The 19,120-nt window shown below is 70.9% G+C and carries 20 protein-coding genes and 1 pseudogene; 10 read left to right on the top strand and 11 right to left on the bottom strand.

Going from position 1 to position 19,120, the window contains the following annotated elements; translation table 11 throughout:
• Positions 1-200 precede the first annotated feature (200 nt).
• Complete coding sequence (locus tag IE248_RS32555) at positions 201-506, top strand: hypothetical protein (RefSeq protein WP_198944834.1); 306 nt, start codon at positions 201-203, stop codon at positions 504-506.
• Between the two features lie 12 nt (positions 507-518).
• Here the strand turns inward: IE248_RS32555 and IE248_RS32550 are convergent, their stop codons facing one another.
• Positions 519-941 carry a helix-turn-helix domain-containing protein gene (locus IE248_RS32550; protein ID WP_229895699.1) on the bottom strand — a complete coding sequence of 141 codons (423 nt, stop codon included), beginning with the start codon at positions 939-941 and terminating at the stop codon, positions 519-521.
• 49 nt (positions 942-990) lie between these two features.
• Positions 991-1,518, bottom strand: coding sequence for a hypothetical protein (locus tag IE248_RS32545; protein ID WP_229895698.1), 528 nt, complete (start codon positions 1,516-1,518; stop codon positions 991-993).
• A gap of 478 nt (positions 1,519-1,996) precedes the next feature.
• Between IE248_RS32545 and IE248_RS32540 the strand changes: the two genes are divergently transcribed.
• Positions 1,997-2,365, top strand: a complete 369-nt coding sequence (locus IE248_RS32540) for a barstar family protein (protein ID WP_190032600.1) — start codon at positions 1,997-1,999, stop codon at positions 2,363-2,365.
• Between the two features lie 392 nt (positions 2,366-2,757).
• On the opposite strand, the gene IE248_RS38310 is transcribed toward IE248_RS32540, so the two are convergent.
• Entirely contained in the window at positions 2,758-3,264 is a 507-nt protein-coding gene (locus tag IE248_RS38310) for a DUF4240 domain-containing protein (protein ID WP_190032558.1), read from the bottom strand.
• Positions 3,265-3,416: 152 nt separating this feature from the next.
• Between IE248_RS38310 and IE248_RS32530 the strand changes: the two genes are divergently transcribed.
• On the top strand, positions 3,417-4,898 hold the full coding sequence (locus IE248_RS32530; protein ID WP_229895696.1) for an alpha/beta hydrolase: 1,482 nt from the start codon (positions 3,417-3,419) through the stop codon (positions 4,896-4,898).
• A 220-nt stretch (positions 4,899-5,118) separates the two neighbouring features.
• Positions 5,119-5,262, top strand: a complete 144-nt coding sequence (locus IE248_RS32525; RefSeq protein WP_159032064.1) for a hypothetical protein — start codon at positions 5,119-5,121, stop codon at positions 5,260-5,262.
• A gap of 131 nt (positions 5,263-5,393) precedes the next feature.
• Here the strand turns inward: IE248_RS32525 and IE248_RS32520 are convergent, their stop codons facing one another.
• Both IE248_RS32520 and IE248_RS32515 read right to left on the bottom strand, forming a co-directional pair.
• Positions 5,394-5,828 carry a hypothetical protein gene (locus tag IE248_RS32520; RefSeq protein WP_190032556.1) on the bottom strand — a complete coding sequence of 145 codons (435 nt, stop codon included), beginning with the start codon at positions 5,826-5,828 and terminating at the stop codon, positions 5,394-5,396.
• A 333-nt stretch (positions 5,829-6,161) separates the two neighbouring features.
• Positions 6,162-6,500: pseudogene (locus IE248_RS32515) on the bottom strand (GNAT family N-acetyltransferase); the annotation flags it as partial.
• Between the two features lie 501 nt (positions 6,501-7,001).
• Between IE248_RS32515 and IE248_RS32510 the strand changes: the two are divergent.
• Positions 7,002-7,844, top strand: a complete 843-nt coding sequence (locus IE248_RS32510) for a hypothetical protein (RefSeq protein WP_190032555.1) — start codon at positions 7,002-7,004, stop codon at positions 7,842-7,844.
• 2 nt (positions 7,845-7,846) lie between these two features.
• Here IE248_RS32510 and IE248_RS32505 read toward each other — a convergent pair whose 3' ends face one another.
• Together IE248_RS32505 and IE248_RS32500 are read right to left on the bottom strand one after the other, a co-directional pair.
• Positions 7,847-8,515: a lysophospholipid acyltransferase family protein gene (locus IE248_RS32505; RefSeq protein ID WP_190032554.1), complete on the bottom strand. Its 669-nt coding sequence runs from the start codon at positions 8,513-8,515 to the stop codon at positions 7,847-7,849.
• A gap of 264 nt (positions 8,516-8,779) precedes the next feature.
• A complete protein-coding gene (locus IE248_RS32500; RefSeq protein ID WP_190032553.1) occupies positions 8,780-9,403 on the bottom strand; it encodes a hypothetical protein in 624 nt (207 codons plus the stop codon).
• 241 nt (positions 9,404-9,644) lie between these two features.
• On the opposite strand from IE248_RS32500, the gene IE248_RS32495 reads away from it, so the two are divergent.
• From IE248_RS32495 to IE248_RS32485, 3 genes are all read left to right on the top strand, one after another.
• Complete coding sequence (locus IE248_RS32495) at positions 9,645-10,313, top strand: scabin-related ADP-ribosyltransferase (protein WP_229895695.1); 669 nt, start codon at positions 9,645-9,647, stop codon at positions 10,311-10,313.
• Between the two features lie 304 nt (positions 10,314-10,617).
• Positions 10,618-10,929 carry a trypco2 family protein gene (locus IE248_RS32490; RefSeq protein WP_008740872.1) on the top strand — a complete coding sequence of 104 codons (312 nt, stop codon included), beginning with the start codon at positions 10,618-10,620 and terminating at the stop codon, positions 10,927-10,929.
• Positions 10,919-13,900 carry a trypsin-like peptidase domain-containing protein gene (locus IE248_RS32485; RefSeq protein ID WP_190032552.1) on the top strand — a complete coding sequence of 994 codons (2,982 nt, stop codon included), beginning with the start codon at positions 10,919-10,921 and terminating at the stop codon, positions 13,898-13,900. Before IE248_RS32490 ends, IE248_RS32485 begins: the two co-directional genes overlap by 11 nt.
• A 46-nt stretch (positions 13,901-13,946) precedes the next feature.
• On the opposite strand, the gene IE248_RS32480 is transcribed toward IE248_RS32485, so the two are convergent.
• The gene (locus IE248_RS32480) at positions 13,947-15,131 is read right to left on the bottom strand and encodes a hypothetical protein (protein ID WP_190032551.1); all 1,185 of its coding nucleotides are present in this window, start codon (positions 15,129-15,131) and stop codon (positions 13,947-13,949) included.
• Between the two features lie 158 nt (positions 15,132-15,289).
• On the opposite strand from IE248_RS32480, the gene IE248_RS32475 reads away from it, so the two are divergent.
• Positions 15,290-15,442: a hypothetical protein gene (locus tag IE248_RS32475; protein WP_164496572.1), complete on the top strand. Its 153-nt coding sequence runs from the start codon at positions 15,290-15,292 to the stop codon at positions 15,440-15,442.
• 46 nt (positions 15,443-15,488) lie between these two features.
• Here the strand turns inward: IE248_RS32475 and IE248_RS37865 are convergent, their stop codons facing one another.
• The 3 genes from IE248_RS37865 to IE248_RS32465 form a co-directional block, all read right to left on the bottom strand.
• A complete protein-coding gene (locus IE248_RS37865; protein WP_229895694.1) occupies positions 15,489-15,728 on the bottom strand; it encodes an EF-hand domain-containing protein in 240 nt (79 codons plus the stop codon).
• Entirely contained in the window at positions 15,623-16,900 is a 1,278-nt protein-coding gene (locus tag IE248_RS32470) for an oxygenase MpaB family protein (RefSeq protein ID WP_229895693.1), read from the bottom strand. Before IE248_RS32470 ends, IE248_RS37865 begins: the two co-directional genes overlap by 106 nt.
• A 125-nt stretch (positions 16,901-17,025) precedes the next feature.
• Positions 17,026-18,273 (bottom strand): saccharopine dehydrogenase family protein, encoded by a 1,248-nt coding sequence (locus IE248_RS32465; protein ID WP_190032550.1) that lies wholly within the window; start codon positions 18,271-18,273, stop codon positions 17,026-17,028.
• 102 nt (positions 18,274-18,375) lie between these two features.
• Here IE248_RS32465 and IE248_RS32460 point away from each other — a divergent pair, with 102 nt between their 5' ends.
• Positions 18,376-19,089, top strand: a complete 714-nt coding sequence (locus IE248_RS32460) for a TetR/AcrR family transcriptional regulator (protein WP_190032549.1) — start codon at positions 18,376-18,378, stop codon at positions 19,087-19,089.
• Positions 19,090-19,120 lie beyond the last annotated feature (31 nt).

Below are 19,120 nucleotides of genomic sequence, written 5' to 3'. Positions count from 1 at the left end.
GACTTGTGACTCCAGATCCACGCGACCGTCGCCGGCCCGCGCCACGGACCCCAGCCAAACCACAGGTCCGCATCCGCCCCTCCAGCGACGACGCGCACGAGGTCGTCTACTTTCAACGTCATCCCGATGATGACCCCTTACAGACCGCGCCAGGGCGTGCGTTCATGCGCGATATATGCCCACTAAAGGTGCGCGCCACCATGAGCGTGGTGCTCGCCGAGGTTGCCGCTGCCCCGCCGAAGCGCTTCGCCGGCGGTGGGTACTGGGAAGCGATGAAGGGAGACATGGGTGGTTGGTACGAGGTTCGCGTAAACGGACCCGGCCGTCATCACTACCGCTTGTTCTGCTTGCTCGACTACGAAGCGGCAGGACGCGAAAAGCCGCTGCTGGTCGTAGTTGCCGGGCTGGACAAGCCCTTCCGTACCGTCCTGTCGGACAGTGACTACCGATCGGTGCGGGAGCTGGGCGAGGAGTACCGGAAGCGCAACCCTCGCTCGACTCAGTGACCGGATGTCTGGCTAGGCGGCGGCACTCGAGCGGGACTTGGAACGCCTCAGATCACTGAGGTGCTTCGCGAGCCCATGAGGATCCGCCACACGACCCTCGAGTAGCGGCTCGGTGACCGCCTTGCGTTCAGCTTCTGGCAACGGCTCGAGGGTGATCCGCATCCCCAGTGCCGCTGCCACTTCAGCCAAAGTGCCCAGCGTCGGATTGACATGCCCCGCCGAAAACAGTCGTCGCACGACAGCGGGCTCCGCACTGATCGCTCGGGCCAACGCAGCCTTCGAGAGGTCTGCCGCGCCACGTGCCTCATCCAGCTCGTTCACGATCCGGTCGATCGTGGCGATACGCATGGACTCAACGACGTAATGGCGCAGGAACTCAGGGTCCTGCAAGTCCTCGGCAAGGTCATCCCAGAAAGCGCCATGCTCGGTGGTCATCGCTGCCTTCCTCTCCCTTTGCCGGTCACCGTGGAGCGTATCAAATAAGTTACACATGTACTAGGCCCATCATGCTCCCTTTTCGTCGGCCCCGCATCCGGCAAGGCCCTGAGCAGGGCTTTCGTCTCCCCCTACCTGCGGCTCGTAGGTGGCGGGCCTCCCCCACGGCCACACCGTGGGTCTCAGCGACCGGCACCGGACGTACCCGCAACCGCGCGTGGAGACCCGAGCCGGTCTCCTGGCGCACCACGTCCGCGGCGCCGTCCTCCTGGAGCCGCTTGAGCACCTTCGCCCCAGCCGCCGCCGTGCAGCCCAGCAGCCGCGCGACCGCCGCCGGACGCCCGCGCCCGGTATCCACCGCCCCCGGGCGCAGCTGCATCCAGCCCGCCGAACCCGCCGTCAGCACCATCAGCAGCAATCCGAGCAGATCCGTCGCCGCACCCCGGCCCGTACGACCGGCAAGCAGCCCGGCAGGGACCGGCACCTTCTCCCTCGGCGCCCACCCCGGACCGAACAGCACCTCGATCAGACTGAGCAGCACCGCCAGCTCCGAACGAGACAGCGCCAGCGCACGCATGGCGGCGAGCAGCCCGCATCGTCTTCGTCCGCCGGAGCGGATCAGCCTGGCGCAGGCAGCCTGTGGACAGAGTCCGGGCACTGGCGAGAGCCCGGTTCCCTCCCACCCTGTGGGCAGAAACTTCGGATCGCGTCCCGCCCCACGGGACGACGGCCTTGCGGAGATCGTCGATGGAGGTGTCGCTGACCTCCGAGAGCGTGTGAACGCCTGAGGCGGTAGACGCCGCGGCCGCGGTGATCGAGCCCGCTCCGAAGTACACGTCGAAGCACCAGGCACCGACCGGATCCTTGCCGACCGCCAACCACAGGTCGTCAACGGGCAGACCGGGGTAATGACTGCCGCGCCAGCCGAACCGAAGCCCTGTCTCATCGTGTTTGTTGGACACCGTCTCGCCTTCTCTCGCCCTGATCTCCGGGTCCTGACCGAACGCGAGGAGAAGAACGGCGTCGCCATCGCCTCCAACGAGGGCTTCTCCAAAGTGCTGGACGGTACCCAGGTCAGGACGCTGGAGGATTTCTGGCATGTCGTTGGCGAGAGCGTCGGCTGCGGGGGTTACTTCGGCCGGAACCTCGATGCCTTCGCTGACTGCCTCCGCGGTGGCTTCGGAACGCCGGATGACGGTGACTATCTGATCGAGTGGCGTGATCACGCGGTCTCCCGTCAGAATCTCGGACATCCCGAGACTGCGCGTCAGCTTGAGCTCATGCTCGGGCGATGTCATCCGACGCACAAGGCCAGCGTGGGCGTCAGGCTTGCAGAGGCGCGTGCCGGACGTGGCCCGACCGTCTTTGATTGGCTGGTCGAGATCATCGAAGAAGAGCTCCCGGGCGGGCTGCGTCTTCGCTAGCCCGGCCACTCGGTCACCGGGTCGGCAGCCGGCCCTTCGTCGACGCGGTCGGCGAGATGGATCAGCGCGGCCTGCTTGGCGTCCAAGGCGTTCACCAGGTCGACGAGACGGGTGCTGTGAATTATCCGGGGCGGGGATTCCTCGCACCTGAACGGTGAAGGCAACACCTTGAGTAGCCGGGTGTCACCGCGGGAATCAACGAGGACCGGCAGGGGCGGATACGGCGAGGCGGCAGCGGAAACTCTATGAGGGACAAGCGCCAGCCCCAGATGGCTGGGCCAAGACCTTCACCGACCCCCGCATCTGGGCGGCCGTCGTCGGACCGCGACGCGGGCGACAGGGTCCGCCACGGCCTGGGACGTGATCAGCGACAGTCGTTGAGCCAGCCTCCCTCAATCAGCCCAGCCCTCGATGTTCGAGCATGACTCGAAGGAGTAGCGCGTGTCGCGGTCCCACTCCTCCCCAGTGATGCGTTTGTATGCCCGGTCCGGTGTGTAGAGCAGGAGTTCGGCCCATGTGGGGTCGGTGGCGTAAGGAGTGAAGACCGTAGGGTCTTGGAGGACGCTGTCGAATACGGTGCGGCCGGCGGCGACGACCGCGGCTCGGGTGTAGAGGAAGGCGTCATCGGACAGGTTGTGTCCGTACTCCTTGCGGTCCAGCCGGTAGAGCGCCCGTGACAGTTGCTCGGCGAACCCGATAACCAGCGACAACGGGGACTTGGCAAGGCCTTGAGGCAGTTGATGTGGAGTCGGACGCCGGCTTCGACGGCGGTGCCGGGGATCTACCAGAGGGGGAGGCGGTCGGCCACGTGGATCGTATGCGGGGCGCCGGTTCGGGCGCCGTCGGCCTGGAATCCAGGCTGTACGTGTGGCGTGGGGTGGTTCTAGTGCCACCCTCATTACGGGTGACAGTGGGATCGCCCCAGGCTTCCCGTGCGGGGAGGATCGGAGCGAAGGTCTGGAACATCCAACGGGGAGCACACGGCATGCACTTGTTCAGGAAACCGGCACGATGGGCCGCGGTTACGGCCGCCGCGGGCGTGGTCCTTGCCGTGGCGGCATTGCCGGCCGGCGCCACACCGGTCGGCGCACCTCCCGTGCCGGACCGCTACCGCAGTCAGCAGCTCGACTGGCGGCCGTGTACGGGCACCGCGTCGCTGGAGTGCGCCGCGATGTCGGTCCCGCGCGACTGGTACCACCCCGACGAGGCAGCGAGCCTCACCGTCGAGGTGTCCCGGCACCGGGCCACGGACCCCGCGGCGCGGCGCGGCGTCCTGATGATGGCGGCCGGCGGGCCCGGTGCCTCGGGCCTGCCGCGGCCCGCGCGGCTGGCCACGTACTCGCACAAGCTGGCGGCGGCGTACGACATCGTGAGCTTCGACCAGCGCGGTGTAGGTGCCAGTACGAACGTGGTCTGCGCGGACCAGGACGAGGTCGACGCCCTGTTCGGCAGCGGCGATCTGCGCGACCGGTCCGAGCAGGCGGTCCGTCAGACCTTGGAGCGGACAAGGGACTTCGTACGGGACTGCAAGCGCAACTCGGGCGATCTGCTGCCGTACATCACCACCGACCAGGCCGTGCACGACATGGACCTGTACCGCTCGCTGCTCGGAGCGGAGAAGGTCTCCTACTACGGCCCGTCGTACGCGTCCTTCCTCGGCGCCTACTACGCGACCGAGTTCCCGGGCCGGGTCGACCGGGTCGTCCTCGACAGCAATGTGGACTTCACCGGCAGCTGGCAGTCGTTCCTGACCGGCCAGCCGCTGAGCTTCCAGCGGCGGTTCGAGCAGGACTTCCTGCCGTGGCTCGCGAAGAACGACGCCACCTACCACCAGGGCAGCACCCCGGAGGAGGCCAAGGTGAGCTACGAGCGGCTGCGCGGCCGGCTCCACGACCGCCCGCTGAACCTCGACGGGACCGTCATCACGCCCAACCACCTCGACGCCGCCACGACCAGCTTGATCTACAGCGGCAAGAGCTTCCCCGACCTCGCGATGGCCCTGGGCGTCCTGGAACACCCGGACAGCGCGCCGCCGGCCGCCCGTGAGGCCATCGCGCAGAACCTCAAGCACCCGATGGCTGCCGGATTCGCCGCCGACTTCTTCTCCGTCACCTGCTCGGACACGCCGTGGACCCGCGACACCGGGTACTGGGTGAGGAAGAGCGCCACGGACACCCGTACGAACCCGATGGCCGGAGCGCGGGAGCTGACGTTCGCATCAATCTGCGCGCAGTGGCCGAAGTCCAGGGCGCCGCACGTCAACGTCACGGGTGAGGGGCTGCCGCCCGTCCTGATGCTCAACTCGACGCACGACCCGGCGACGCATTACGAGGGTGCGGTGCGGGCCCACCGGGGGCTCAAGGGATCGCGCCTGATCACCGTCCACGGCGGGGACCACGGCCAGTACCAGGCCGGCAACGCGTGCGTGGACGCCTATGTGGACGGCTTCCTCGTCGACGGCCGGATGCCGGCGGCGGACGCCGAGTGCGAGGGGAACCCGCTGCCTGCCGGACCCGGCGGCGCCGCGAGCTGACTGGTCGGACACCCGTGGCGTTTGGTGTCCGGAGCCTTCCTGGACACGCTGGCCGCGCTGAAGGCGATCCGCGCCGCCGGCGTCCCACCGGTCGGGGGTGGGGCGCCGGGTGTGGCGTCGCCGAGACGACGACCGTGATCCAGTGCTCGGCCGGCCGGTGAACCAATCCGGTCGTCCGTGCGCCACGAATCACCTGTGAAGGGTTGAGGAGGTGTGCTCGATGACTGACGAAGAATTTGAAGTGCTCATGGCGCAGGCACGGGCAGAAGCACGCCGGATCATATTCTCGGCACCGCCCTCGGATGACGACGCGGAATACGCCTTCCACCCCCAGCACGCGGAATTCGGAGCGCCCGCCCACTGAGGACCGTACGGCTGTACCTGCGGTCGGAGTCGAAGAGCTGCAGGTAGGGGCAGCCGCTCTGCTTCACCGTGTCGTTGGCCTTTGGGCCGCTGCCTGTAAGACCAGCCCCCGTACGGGCGAAGCCGGCAACGTCAGTTGTCGTAGGTGAGGCGCAAGATGACCGGGTCGCTGGAGTCCCGGGTGGTGAACCTCGCCTGTCCTGTCACCAGGACGCCGCCCTTGGCCTTGAGCTTGAAGCCCAGGGTCCAGTCCTTGTCGGCCCGTGACGCCGAGGTGATCTCCAGCGTCGACGGGATGGCCGGCCCGTTCCGCGAGACGGCACGCAACACCGTGTCGGTATCGGCCTTCGACAGTTCCCGATGGTGCACCCGGGCGGTCCCGTCGAACCGGTCGATGCCGCCAGGGTCCGTGATGGGCGAGAGGGGGGTGTAGGTGAAGCCGTCCAGTTCCCAGGCACCACCGGGGAACCAGCGCTCCGCTCCCGGGTGGCCCGGATCACCGGCCAACGTCAGGAAGGAGACAAGCTGCTCACGCAAGGCCGCGGCCTCGGGTGGCAGTGACGCCATCGCCCGCGGGGTAGCGGTTGAAGCCGGGACACCCACGAGCGGCAACGGCGGCTGCGCCGGTGCGAAGGCAGTCTTACCGACGACAAACAGGCCAAAAGCGCCCAAGGCGCAGCCGAAGAGGGTTCCCACGGCTTTTCCGCCACGCTTCATTTCGTGCCTACGCCCCCGGCTCACCCAGCCACCCGGAACACACTCGATCCCCGGCCGGGAACACACATAACTTGCGCAGCCTATAGACAGCTGTGAAGAGCCGCTACCGGCCGGGGCGGCCTACCGCCCGCCGCCTTACGCGCCTGGTGGAGGTGGGACCCCGATCGGTGGTCGAGTACGCGCTCAGCCAGAGCGCGGGACCGGGGAGCACGCGCCGAACCACTGCTGGGCGCCGAACTCCTCGAACCGCTCGATCTCGGTGAAGCCCAGTTTCTCCGCGACACGGACCGAGCGGTCGTTGGCCACCTGGGTGCAGAGCACCACCGGCTCGCCGAGAAAGGCGGCGGCGAACCAGCCGAGCGCCGCCGCGCATGCCTCATGGGCGTACCCGCGTCCCCATGCCTCCGGCAGGAGCATCTAGCTGAGCTCGGCTTCCCCGGCATCGGGGCGGATGTGCCCCGGACGCTGCGCGTCCCGGCGGTCGAGCGTGACGATGCCGATCATTGCCCCGTCGCGATCGACCGCCAGCGCCTTCAACACTGAGGGGCGCTTTGGCTTTCAGGACGCGGGGGGGGCGCATCTGTGTCGGTTGTCGACGCGGCCGCGAAGGTGGGAGCGCGCATTGCGGGCCTCGGCGGGGGTCTGCTTCGGGGAGGAGGGGTTCCATGGTGAACAGGGCCTCGCCCGTGGGGCAGGTCGCCTCTCGATCACCGAAGGCTCATGCGCACCGTCCCGTACGACGCTGCCTAAGCTTGTGAGTGGCGCGGGCGGGGTGTTCACCGGTCCCGTACGCCGTGGATCGATGGGGGAAACGTGGGACTGCGTCGGGGTACGCCCGTTTGTGTGGCGGCGGTTGCGCTGCTGGTGCTCGTCACGGGCTGCGGCGGAGGGCATGGCGATGCCGGCAGCGGGAGGGCGAGCACGCCGCCCGCCGAGTCGGCGGCGCGGCCGTTGCCCCTGGGGACCGAGGCGCGCCGGGCGACATGGGAGAAGCGGCCGGTTCAGATCACGCCCAAGGGCCTGTTGTCCGGTTCGCGAGGCGATCTCGCCGGTATCCGGCTCGACGACGAGCTCCAGGGCATGGATCCGTACTTCCTGACGGTCGAGTTCTCCAACACCGGCGAGCTCGCGATGGACCGGCCGAACCTGGCGGACACCCTGTCCGTGGTCGGGACGAACGGTGTGTCCGGCAAGGACGTCATGATCGTCAACATGGCCTTGGCGACGGCTCCGGCCCTCCCGGAGCACTGCCGCAAGGGCAATCCGGCGACCGTCCCCGCCGGGGGTACGGCGGAGGTGTGCGTACTGGTGATGCTGGCCAAGGGGCAGGAGCCGGCGACCGTCGCATACTCCGCGGAGGGGAGCGACACCGTCGTCTGGAAGGTCGGTGACGGGCTCGGCGGCGGGGGCGGCGGGGTACTGCCGGCGGGCACGCCCGCCGAAGCCGCCGTCGACGACGGCAAGGGCCACCTGGTTCCGGTCAAGGCCACCCCCACGACCGTACGCGCCGGGGATCCGGCGGATCTGAGCCGCTCCAAGGCGGGCGACGGCGGGCAGGACCTCGTGCCGTACTACGTCACCGTCGAGTACCTCAACACCGGTCGGTACGACGTCTATCCGGGCATGCAGGACCATGTGTGGCTCCAGAGCGCGGGCGGGAAGCAGGTGCGGCCCGTGATCCTGCTGGATCTGGGCGGGCCCGGAGTGGCGCAGTGCCCGAGGACGGTGCCGGACACGATGGTCAAGCCGAACGCCACGGTGCGGCAGTGCTCGATCCACATGCTTCCGAAGGGGGACGAGCCGGCGACCGTCAGCTACAAGGGCGATGGCCCCGACGCGAAGTGGATCACCTGGCGGGCGTCCTAGAGCTACGCGGCGATCGGGGAGGAGTCGTCCAGGTGGGCCGCCGCGGTCCGCCAGGCGTTGGTGACCGCGGTCCGGGCCCGCGCCGTGCGCGCCTGGCAGTCCCCGGTCAGCCGTAGCGGGGTGCCCACGTGCACGTGCAGGTCCGGGCGGCGCAGGGGTGCGGTGGCCAGACCTGCGAGCTGCTTGCCGAGGCCTCCCGAGGTGACGCGGCGGGCGCCGGCGTGGCCCACGGGTACGACGGGAGCGCCGGTGCGTTCGGCAAGGCGGGCGAGGCCGCTGCGGAAGGGGCCGGGGGCGGCTTCGGCGGCGTCCTTGCGGCGGGGCAGACCGCCTTCGGCGTAGATGAGGATCAGTCGGCCCTTTTCGAGGGCTTCGGCGGCGGTGTCGAGCGCGGCGGCGGCCCGCCGGTCGCCGCGGAGCACCGGAATGTGTCCCCCGCCGGCGAGGACTCGGCCCAGGAGCGGGACGCGCCACAGTCCGGCGGCCGCCATCACGACCGGCTCGACGCCGAGCCTGCGCAAGGCGGCGAGCACGATGGCCGGGTCGGCCAGTGAGGTGTGGTTCGCGGCGATGATGCTGCCAGGAGCGAGAGCGGTGTCGGCGTCGGCGTCGGTGGTCACCGACAGGCGTCCGACGGCGGGAACCAGGACGTCGGCGATGCGGCTGAGCATGAGTGGGCTCCCGGTCTCGGCGGTGGTGGTACTCATCGTCGGTGACGGGCGCCGCTGAGGCCTGAGTCCTCGTACTCATCTTGCGGTTCGCGAGGCGGACGGGCGCGGGTGCCGACTCGGCTCGGCACCGGGCATCGTCCGGTGCGGTGAACGTGCCCCCACACCTCAGCCAGCCACGCCGTCCTTGGACAACACCGGCCCCGAGGGACCACAAGCTCCCCGGTCGTGACCCACGTACATCACGTTCCCCCTGGTTGCCGGCGGCTAGGGCAGGCCCACCAGGCCCCAGCCGTGTCGGGCGGCCTCCGTCGTAACGTCGCCCCATTCGCGCAGAAGCGCGATGAAGGCCTCGAAGGTGTCGGGGCGGCCTGCCCAGCCCTCACACTCGGCGGCGAACGGCCCGCGCAGCTTGCCCAGGCACGGCTCCAGCCGCTCCCAGGCTCGGGCCTTGCCGTGTACCGCCGCCGGCGGGCACGCCAGGAGGGCGTGTGGGATCCAGCGGTCCGTGGCGGGCGGGACGCGCCCCCCGCCGCCGGCCACGGCTAGATCGTCGGCCGGATCCGCGTCCCAGATCAGACGGTCGAGGAACGTGTCCATCGCCTCACGAACGGACGCTTCGACGAGCAGACGCATGTCAGCCCATGCGGTGCCCGCGCGGAGATGCGGCCAATAGGCGCCACTGGTGGTGAAGAAGACGTACTCGGCGCACCATGCCCGCTCGGGGCCCGGGGGCCAGAGCCAGCCGGCGGGCCACTCGCGGCCGAGGTCGCACAAGTCGTCTAGCCACCATGGCCAGGCCTTGTCGCCCAGCACCTCGATCCGGTCCTGGGCGGGGAAGGTGCGCAACTGCTCCCAGTCCACCATGAACAACGTGAGATCCCGGCCCATGGCGGCAGCATAGGAGCTTGGGAGAGAGGCGAAGTGCAGAGGGTCGCCGCTTCCATGGCGCGGGGGCTGTTCGGTGAATCCTTTTACCAGTACGACTGATCCCGCCGCACGGGTGATCCGTCCGCCGGACCGTGGCTCGGCCGATGAGCGGCGCCCCTATAAACGGGGTGCTCCTCCGTTTTCCGAGAACGCATTCGACTGATGGGTCGTCGTAGCATGCTGAAGGCCACTCTGCGGGTCCTTGCCTCCACCTTCCTTCTCTCCCTCGTCATTCACCCCGACCGCCACCGCGGCGCCGGCGGCGGCCGACGACACCACCGCGCCCTGCGGCCCGGTCGTCGAGTACCGGGCCACGGACTGGTGGCGCACCACGACGATCGCGCGGATCGCCCGCACCGTCGCGGCCACCGCCTCCAGCGAGCGCTGGCAGTGGCGCGAGGACGTCAACACCCTGTGGCGCGGCGACACGAGGGAGAACGTCGAGGAGATCTTCCGGACCGGTTTCACCCCGCGCGGTGACCAGCTCACGCCCCTCGCCGAGTACATCGTCAAGGGCGGCGGCCAGCTCAGCGCGCACCTCAGCACCAGCTGCGACCAGTCGGTGGCCAAGAGGTTCGCGACGTACGGCGAGGAGAAGACCGGCTGGGTGTACGAGATCTACGCGCCCGGCGGCATCGACGTCAATGCGACGGCCCGGGTGAACAACTACCAGTCGCCGTACCTGTGGAACAAGGAGATCGACTTCCCTGGCGGGGTGCAGGGCAACTTCATCAAGGGCGCGTGCAAGTACCGGCTGACGCACACCGACCCGGTCACCAACGACAAGACCTGGGAGCAGCTCGGCTGCAAGGACAACACCGGCTTCGCCCCCTACAAGACGGAACCGGCCGCTTACGCCCTCACGCACTGAACGGATCCGGCCCGGCTCTGGCGGGGCGGGGGCGCGGCTGAGGGGCCCGCCGGGTGCGGGGGCCCCTCTTCGGAGCTGGTCACTCGCCTGTCCGGGGGACCGGGGAGGAGAATCGTTTCGGCGGTGGGGGGGGACGGCCGGACGGGCCGTTGGCGGGGTGGGTGGATTCGTCCGGGTAAGTCCGGGCTGGATCCGGTGCGTTCTTCGGCTGAACGGCCATCTGATTGACGGCGGTTGATTCGGATGCGTGATGATGTGACGTGCAGCCGTAGGTAGTTGGGTGAGTTGTCTCGGGGGACAGTCGATGAACGATGCCGTGGAGTTGGCGGACATGATCGCGCAGCTGCGGGCGGAACTGAGCCGCGCCATGTCGGCCGGTGAGGATTCCGATCTCCGGTTCCGGGCAGAGCGCGTGGAACTGGAACTCACGGTGGGGGTGGAGCGCACGAACGAGCCGGGGGTCAAGGTCCGGTTCTGGGTGTTCGATGCCAGTGCCTCCGCGAAGCGGTCCTCGACCGTCACCCAGCGGCTCTCCCTGACCCTCCAGCCCGTGCTCGCGGATGCGCCCGAGCAGGTGGCCCTGATCTCCGGGGACGAACTGCTCGGTGAGAACTGACGGGGCGGCGGTGGCCACCGGGCTCGACCCGCGCCGCATAGCCGAGGTCATCGTCACCGCCGGGAAGGGCGGCCGTCGCGGTTCGGGCTACCGGGTCGGAAACACGGTGGTGCTCACCGCGTTCCACGTGGTGAGCGGTGCGGCCGGCGTGCAGGTGCGTTTCGAGGCGGACCGCCCGGGCCAGTGGTCCGCGCCGGCCGAGGTGGTGTGGTCGGACGGGGCGACGGACGTGGCGGTGCTGGCGTTCACGCCTCCGGCCGGCGCCGAGCCGGTCGGGCCGGCGCCCTTCGGACGGATCGGTGACGACCGTCATGCCGTGGTCGACGTACACGCCGCCGGATTCCCGCTGTGGAAGCGCCGACGGGACGCCGAGGGCAGGCAGTTCCGCGAGTTGCACCAGGCGGACGGAACGGTTGCCGCCCTGTCCAATCTCAGGACGGGGACCTTGGAGGTCACCGTCTCGGTGGCCGCCGCCGACCCCGATCCGCAGGTGTCGCCCTGGTCGGGCATGTCGGGCTCCGCCCTGTGGGCGGGATCCCGCATCGTCGGGGTGATCGCCGAACATCACCGGTGGGAGGGGCCGGGGCGGCTGACCGCGGCCCGCCTCGACCACACGCTGCGGCGCGTCGGCGAACCGCTGCGGACCCGCCTCGCCGAGCTGCTGGGCATCGGGGATCCGCTGGCGCTGCCCGACGCCCGCTCGGAGACGGGGCCGGGGCCCGGGCCGGGGCGGGGGCCGCAGCGGGCGTCTTCCCTGAGGGTCATCGGGTTGCCGGTGACGCACGGTCTGGAGCTGTTCAAGGACCGCATCGAGGCACGCGAGCTGGTGGGCCGTCATCTCGCGGATCCCGCCGTCCGCATGGTGACCGTCACCGGGCGGCGGGGCATGGGCAAGAGCGCGCTGTCCGCCAAGGTCCTGGAGATGCTGGAGCAGGGCCAGTGGCCGGGACAGACGCGGGCGCCGCTGCCGTCCGCGATCGTCAATCTGAGCACCCGTACGTCGGGGGTCACCCTGGAGCGCCTGTACTTCGACTGCGCCCGCGCCCTGGGCCCGGAGACCGAGGCGCGGCTGCTCGGCGTATGGGCGGCGAACCGCCCGGTGCACGACAAGGTCGGCGAGCTGTTCAACGCGATGGGAGACGAGCTCGTCGTCATCCTGGTGGACAACCTGGAGGACCTGCTCCTGGACGACGGCCGGCTTGAGGACGCCGAGCTCGGGGTCTTCTTCGACTGCCTCTTCCGCAACCGTCACACTCCGCGCCTCTTGGTGACGTCGCAGATTCCGCTGCGGCTGGCACCGGAGCTGCGGCGCTTCGCCGTGGAGGTCGAACTCTCCGAGGGGCTGCCCGCGGCCGAGTCGATCGCGCTCCTGCGCGAACTCGACCAGGACGGCAGCCTCGGCGTCGCACAGCTGTCCGACGAGGAGTTGCTGCGGGCGGCGGTTCGCGTCCACGGGGTGCCGCGTGCGCTGGAGCTGCTGATGGGTGCGATGGCGGACGACGTGCTGGAGCTGCCGACCCTGCGGGACGTGCTGGAGGACTTCACCCTGCGCGAGGACGTGGTCAGCGGTCTCGCCCAGGACCGCTACCGGCGGCTGGGCCCGGAAACCCGCGTCGTGGTGGACGTACTCTCCGTTCTGCGCACGCCCGCCTCCCGGGAGGCGATCGACTGGATCGTGGGTGCCCTCGCGCCCGGTCTTGACGTCGCGGGCGTGATGTCGCAACTGCTGCGCATCCGGATGCTCTCGGTGGACCGGCCCAATCGCACCTACGCCCTGCATCCGCTGGACGCCGACCTCGCGTACGGCGCGCTGCCCCGGGACGGGGCGCTCGGGCGCCGGGCCCTGGAGCGGCAGGCGGCGGACTGGTACGCGCACACCGCCCCGGCGCGCGAGCGGTGGCGCGGCCTGGAGGATGTGCGCGCCCACCGCCGCGCATTCGAACACCGTCGGCGGGCAGGGGACATGAACGAGGCCGCGCTGGTACTGGGGGCGATCGGACCCTGGATGACCCGGCACGGCTCCGCCCTCGCGGCGATCGCCATGCACCTGACACTGGAGGACAAGTTGACCGACGACGCGGCACGTCTCGCCCATCTGATCAGTTACGGGCACGCCCGGTTGAGCGGAGGTCCGCTGGCACACGCGGTGACGCTCTTCACGGAAGCGGCGGAGGTGGCCGAGCGCCTGGGAGACCGGCAGGCCTTGCAGGACGCCCTGTTCGGCCTGGGCGACGCGCACCGCCAACTCGGCAGCCTTGAGGACGGGGCGGCGGCGTTGTCGCGGGCGGCGGTCCTGGCCGGCGACAACGGCGACACCGAGGCCGAGGCCCATGCGGTACTGAGCCTCAGCCTCGCCCACAGCACCCTGGGGCACGGGCCGGAGGCTCTGGCCGGCGCCGAGCGGCTGAACGCCATCGCTGCCGAGTCGCGCGACCCGCTGACCGAGGCACGGGCCTGGAACGCCCGGTTCACGGCCTTGCTGACCATGGGCAGCTGGGAAGAGACCATCGCCGCGAGCGACCGTGCCGTCGACGCCTATCAGGTGGCGGGGGTGCGGGAGGCGACGGACTACGCGCTCAACGCCAAGGGCGTGGCCCAGCTCGCTCTGGGCCGGCATGCCGAGGCGGTCGCATCGCTGGAGGCCGCGTTCCAGGCGGCATCGGCCATGGAGAACCCGCGCACCGAAGGCGTCTGCCTCTACAACCTGGCGTGGACGCACTGGACCGGCGACCGGTACGAGGAGGCGGCCGGGACGGCGGACCGCTCCGCGGCTTCCTTCCAGCGCGCCGGATCCCCGGAAGGCGCGGCGGCCCAGGCACTCGCGGACGCCGCTCGCGCGCGGGCCGCCGGAGACCTGGCGGTGGCGGCCGAGGCCCTGGAGCGCGCGGCCGCAGGCGTCGGCCGCAATGTCGAGACGGTCCGCCCGGCATGGCTCACCCGGGAGGCCCGGACCCTGCGCGACACGGCCTGAGGTTTCCCCGCCCGGGTACCGCTGCCCGCCGGCTCCGTCGGCTGCCCTATCTCGCGCCGGTGCCGGGCGGGGGCCACGGGAGCTGGTCGAGGACGAGCAGGGCCGACCAGGCGATGTGGAGCAGGGGGGCCGCGATGCGGGCCGGCAGCTTCCGCACCGTGGTGGCCCTGAGGCTGCCGTACAGGACGGGAAGGCAGAGCACGGTCGCGGGGATGACCGCCCAGCCCCCGATCCTGCTGAAGGCCGCCTCCTGGCAGGCCCAGTACAGGAACCCCGTGACGCCCAGCAGCGGGAAGGGCAGTACGAGCCGACGCCAGGCCAGGGTCTGCCCGAGACGCCGGTCACCGCTGGTGGCGGGCTTGTCCAACGCGGGACTGGACAACGGTTGGACAGGATCGGCGGGTGGGGGCCGGAGGTGCTGGAGGTCTTCCTCGATCAGCGCCGCGTCCTCCAGGCCTTCGGCGGTGATGTGTTCCAGCCGGGCCTCGAAGTCGGCATCGTCGACGGCGTCCGGGGCCTCCGGGGCCTCCGCGGCGTCCCGGCCGACGGGTTCGCGGGGTCGGGGCGGGACGGTCACCAGGTCGCGCACCTCGCGCTCCAGGCGGCTGATCTCCTCCTGAGCGCTGAGCACCTCGGCCATCCAGAACTCCTGCTGTTCCTCCGCCGTCATCCGGCGGCGGCGGGCGAGCTCCTGCTGGACCCGCACCCGGCCCAGCCGCTCCCTGGCCTGTCCGAGCCGGCGCTCCGCCCGGGCCCGCTCCCGCTCGTCGCCGAGTCTCAGCCGGAGCTCGGCATGCTCCAGCCGGCTCTGCGTGTGGGCGAGCATCGGCCTCAGCTCCGCGAGGTGGTTCTCCGCGTTCGCCGCGACCGCCCGGTACTTGACGACCTGCTGGAGGGCGTCATCGCGCCGTTGGCGCCCCCGCACCAGCTCCCCGCCGGCGGACGGTGACCGGCCCGCGCGGCGCTCGGCTTCAGCCGCCTTCCACAGCTCCAGCCCACGGACCGCCTTGGTGTTCCGCGTACTGCCGGGCGGGGTGAAGGACTCCACCAGCCTTCCGACGAGCTGTCTGGGGATGAGTGTGGAGCCGTTGAGGTAGTTGCCCCAGGTGGAACTGCTCCGCCCGAACCGGTCGGACAGCTCGCGCACCGGCGTCTGCCTGGTCAGCTCGACCAGGAACACGGCCAGCTGACCGCCCGCCGTGCCCTCGTCGATCCCGCGCTGCGGAGCCAACGCGCCCCTCCCCCGCCGTGCCGTCCATCCCTGACCAGCCGATGTCCAGCCGGACATGCCCTGCGACCAGGCCCAACGCACCGGGGCCGCCCTTGGACAGGCGATGAGCGGAGAACCTCTCCCCCACCGCATCAGGCCTGCTGCCAAGGGAGAGCCCCATGAGCCCGTCGACGCTGTACGCCTTCCTCAGCCATGACCTCCTCGGCAACATGCTCGCGACCGTCATCGTCACCGGGGTCGGATACACAGCCAAAAGGATCCGGGCCAGGCTCCGCAACCGGAACGACCAAACCCACCACACGGGCCAGTAGCGCGGTGCGCCGGGGCCGGGTCGGGTCGGGTCGGGTCGAGTGGGAGTCAGGGACGGCCCAGCAGTGCCACGCCCGCGGCGGTGTCGGCGCGGGCGGTGAAGAAGTCGGTGAACGCCGCGACGAACTCCTCCTCGCTGACCCGGCCGTCACCGTCCCCGTCCAGCTGGCGGAAGGCGTCGTTCAGCTCGGCGGGGTGGACGCGCGGGCCCCCGAACAGGACGCGGTACTCGTCCGCGCACAGATATCCGCTGCCGTCGGTGTCGGCGGTCCGGAACAGGGCGCGCACCGCCGGCCCCAGGCCCCGGTCGAGGTAGTGCGGATCCCGGTCGATGCCCCCAGCATCGCGGACACGAACTCGGCGCACTCCACCGCGCCGTCGCCGTCCGCGTCCATGGCCTCGCGCAGTTGCTCCCACCAGGACTCGAAGGCGGCGTAGAGCCGGTCCTCGCGCTCGACGGGGAGTTCCAGCTGCCAGCACACGTTGTGGACCATCGCCTGGAGGTCGGCGGAGTCCACCCGCCCGTCACCGGTCTGGTCGAGCACCTGCCGGAAGAACGCCTCCAGGCGTGCGGGGCGGGAGTCGAAGGTGCGGGGCCGGGGCAGCGGCGCGGGCGCCGTGGGCCGCCGGGCAGCAGATCGCTGCCGGCCTTCCTCACCGGACGAGTGGCGGTAGCGCAGGCGGTCCGGCAGACGGGTCATCACCTGGCGCATGCCGCGGTGCAGCGTCCAGGACAGGGCGGCGGCGGTACGGGTGCGGGGCATGGCGAACCGCTCGTGCCAGGCCCTCGGCAGGTCGGCGACGGTCAGGCTGGTCAGCACGCTCGCGGCGACGGCGCGCAGCAGCGGCCAGGCGGGCCGGAGGCGGCCGAGCCGGCGGGGGGCGGGTGCCTCGCGCAGCATCTCGAAGAGCAGGTAGCGGACCTGGTCGCCGCATTCGAGGACCTCGCGGACGGTCCGGTCGACGTACGCGGGTACGTCGGCGGCGGTCGCCGGGAGGACCTCGTCGGGGATGCCGAGGGCCGCGCAGACCTCCTTGAACTCCGCGTACAGCGCGTCGAGATCGGCCGGTTCGAGCGGATCGCCGGAGAGCTCGCGCATGGCGATCATGGCCTCGTACAGCGTCAGCATCACCCAGGCGCGTACCTCCGGGTCCTCGGCGGTGTAGGGGCGGCCGGCGTCGTCGGTGCCGCGGATCCGGCGGTGCGCGCGCTCCAGCCGGGCGATCTCGCGCCGTCGCTCCTCGGGCCCGGCGAAGAACAGCCGGCTGCCGCTGTCCATGGTGTGCTCGATCCGCCGCCAGGGGTGGGCCCGGTAGGTGGAGTAGCGGGCGGTGCCGGCCGCGACGGCCGGGTGCGCGGTCTGCAGGACGAGCAGCCGCCAGGCCACCAGCCCGATGCGCCATTCACCGAGGGTCTGGCGCAACAGGCCGTCGGTGGCGGGTGGAGAGGTAGGCGTCACGCGGTACTCCTGAAGATCGGGGCCAACAGGAGCACAACGCCGCACACACGGGGGAGGTTGCGAAGGGCCGGCGCCGGGTCGGGCCTGACGCCGGGTGGCGCACGGGGTTGATCGTCGCCCGGTGGTCAGTGGCGCGGGGGCTGGGTGGTGGGGTGTTCGCGGATGGCCCAGGGGGAGCCGTAGGCGGTGAGGAGGTCGAGGAAGGGGGTGGGCGGGAGGGCTTCGGGGCCCAGGACGCCGGGCTGGGACCAGACGCCCGTGGCGAGGAGTTCGAGGGCGACCACCGGGTTGACGGCGGTCTGCCAGACGACGGCCTGGGAGCCGTACTCGCGCATGGACCACTGGTTGTCGACCACGTGGTAGAGGTAGACCTCGCGGGGCAGGCCGTCCTTGGTGCCCTTGACCCAGGTGCCGGCGCAGGTCTTGCCGGTCATGCGGTCCCCGAGCGTCGCCGGGTCGGGCAGGCAGGCGGCGACCACGTCGCGGGGCGAGACGCGGACCTCGCGGCCGTCCTCGCCGCGGACGGCGACCCGGTCGGTGGAGTCGAGGCCGAGGGCGTGGAGCGTCTTGAGCTTGCCGATGAAGTCGTCGCCGAGGCCGTACTTGAAGGTGACCCGGCGGGCCCCGACCCAGCGCGGGACGAGGAGGACCTCCTCGTGTTCCACGTTGACGCACTCGACGGGGCCGATGCCCTCGGGGAAGTCGAAGACCTCCGGCTCGCTGAACGGTTCGGTGGTGAACCAGCCGCGCTCGCGCTCGTAGACCACGGGAGGGTTCAGGCACTCCTCGATCGTGGTCCAGATGTTGAAGGACGGGGCGAAGTCGTGGCCCTCGACGGTCAGGTTGGCGCCGTCGCGGATGCCGATCTCCTCGATCTCGTCGAAGAGGTGGTCGGCGGCGTAGCGGGCGAAGACGTCCGAGAGGCCGGGCTCGACTCCCATGCCGACGAGGGCGAGGCGGCCCGACTTCTCCCACTCCGCGGCCCGTTCGAACTGCTCGTCGCCGAGCTTCACGCCGCACTCGCGGTGCGGGTGGTCGGGGTGCGGGCGGGAGAGGGACATCGCCATGTCGAGGTAGTGGCTGCCCGCCGCCAGCGCGGCGTTGAACAGGGGCATCACGAACCGCGGGTCGGTGGCGTTCATCAGGACGTCGCAGCCGCGCTCGCTGAGCAGCCGGGTGACGGCCGTCTCGTCGGAGGCGTCGACGCGGCAGGCGCTGAAGCGGCGCTCCTCGTCGCCGAGGGCGGCGACGGCGGCCTCGGCGCGGGTCAGGTCGTAGTCGGCGACGACGAAGTGGTCGAAGAAGTCGCGGCGGGCGGCGATCTTGGTGATCGCGCTACCCACACCGCCGGCACCCACGAGCAGAACACGCATGGCGAGGTCCTTTCTCTGTGAGGCGTGTGCCTCAGGGGACTGATGGAACCGGGTGCTCCGGATTAAGGTCAATGGTGTTGACATAAGGACGGGAGCGGGTGGATGGCGAAGGACGTGGTTCCGGAGGAGCGCCGCAGACGGCGGCGGCCGACGCGGCGGGGGACGGTGCTCTCCGAGCGGCTGATCGTCGAGACGGCCCTGCGGATGGTGCGCGAGCACGGCAGCGCGGGCCTGTCCGCCCGGCGGCTGGGCGCCGCCCTGGGGGCGGATCCGAGCACCCTGTACCGGTACTTCGACGGCATGGACGGCCTGACCCTGGCCATCGGCGAGGAGCTGATCGGCCGGGCGCTCGCCGGCTGGGCCCCGACCGGGCGGTGGCGCGAGGACCTGCGCTCGCTCGGGCTGCGCATCCACGGGGCGTACCTCGCGCACCCGCAGGCCGCGCTGCTGACCGCGAGCCGGGTGACCGGCCGGCCGCGCGAGATCGCCGCCGACGAGGCGATCCTCGCCAGCCTGCGGGGGGCGGGGTTCGGGGACGTGGACGCCGTACGGATCTACCACGCGTACATCGACCAGTGCCTGGCCTTCGCGGCGCTCGACGCGGGGGCGCTGGCGCTGTCGGAGAAGGCGCGCGACTCGGACGAGGAGCGGTGGGAGTCGACGTACGCCCGGCTGCCGGCGCGGGAGTACCCGAACATCGCGGCGACGGCCGGGCTGCTGGCCGCGCGCATGCCGCACAGTGCCTATCCGGTCGCGCTGGAGATGCTGCTGGATGCCGCCGAGCGGGAACTGGGCGGGGGTGAGCCGCGCGGGTGAGGGGCGCGGGTGAGCCGCGGGGGTGAGCGGA

The organism is Streptomyces goshikiensis (genome assembly GCF_014650555.1).
In the GTDB taxonomy this organism is placed as follows: domain Bacteria; phylum Actinomycetota; class Actinomycetes; order Streptomycetales; family Streptomycetaceae; genus Streptomyces; species Streptomyces goshikiensis.
Note: the sequence above shows the minus strand (reverse complement) of the source record. Positions and strands in the feature narration are given on the sequence as shown.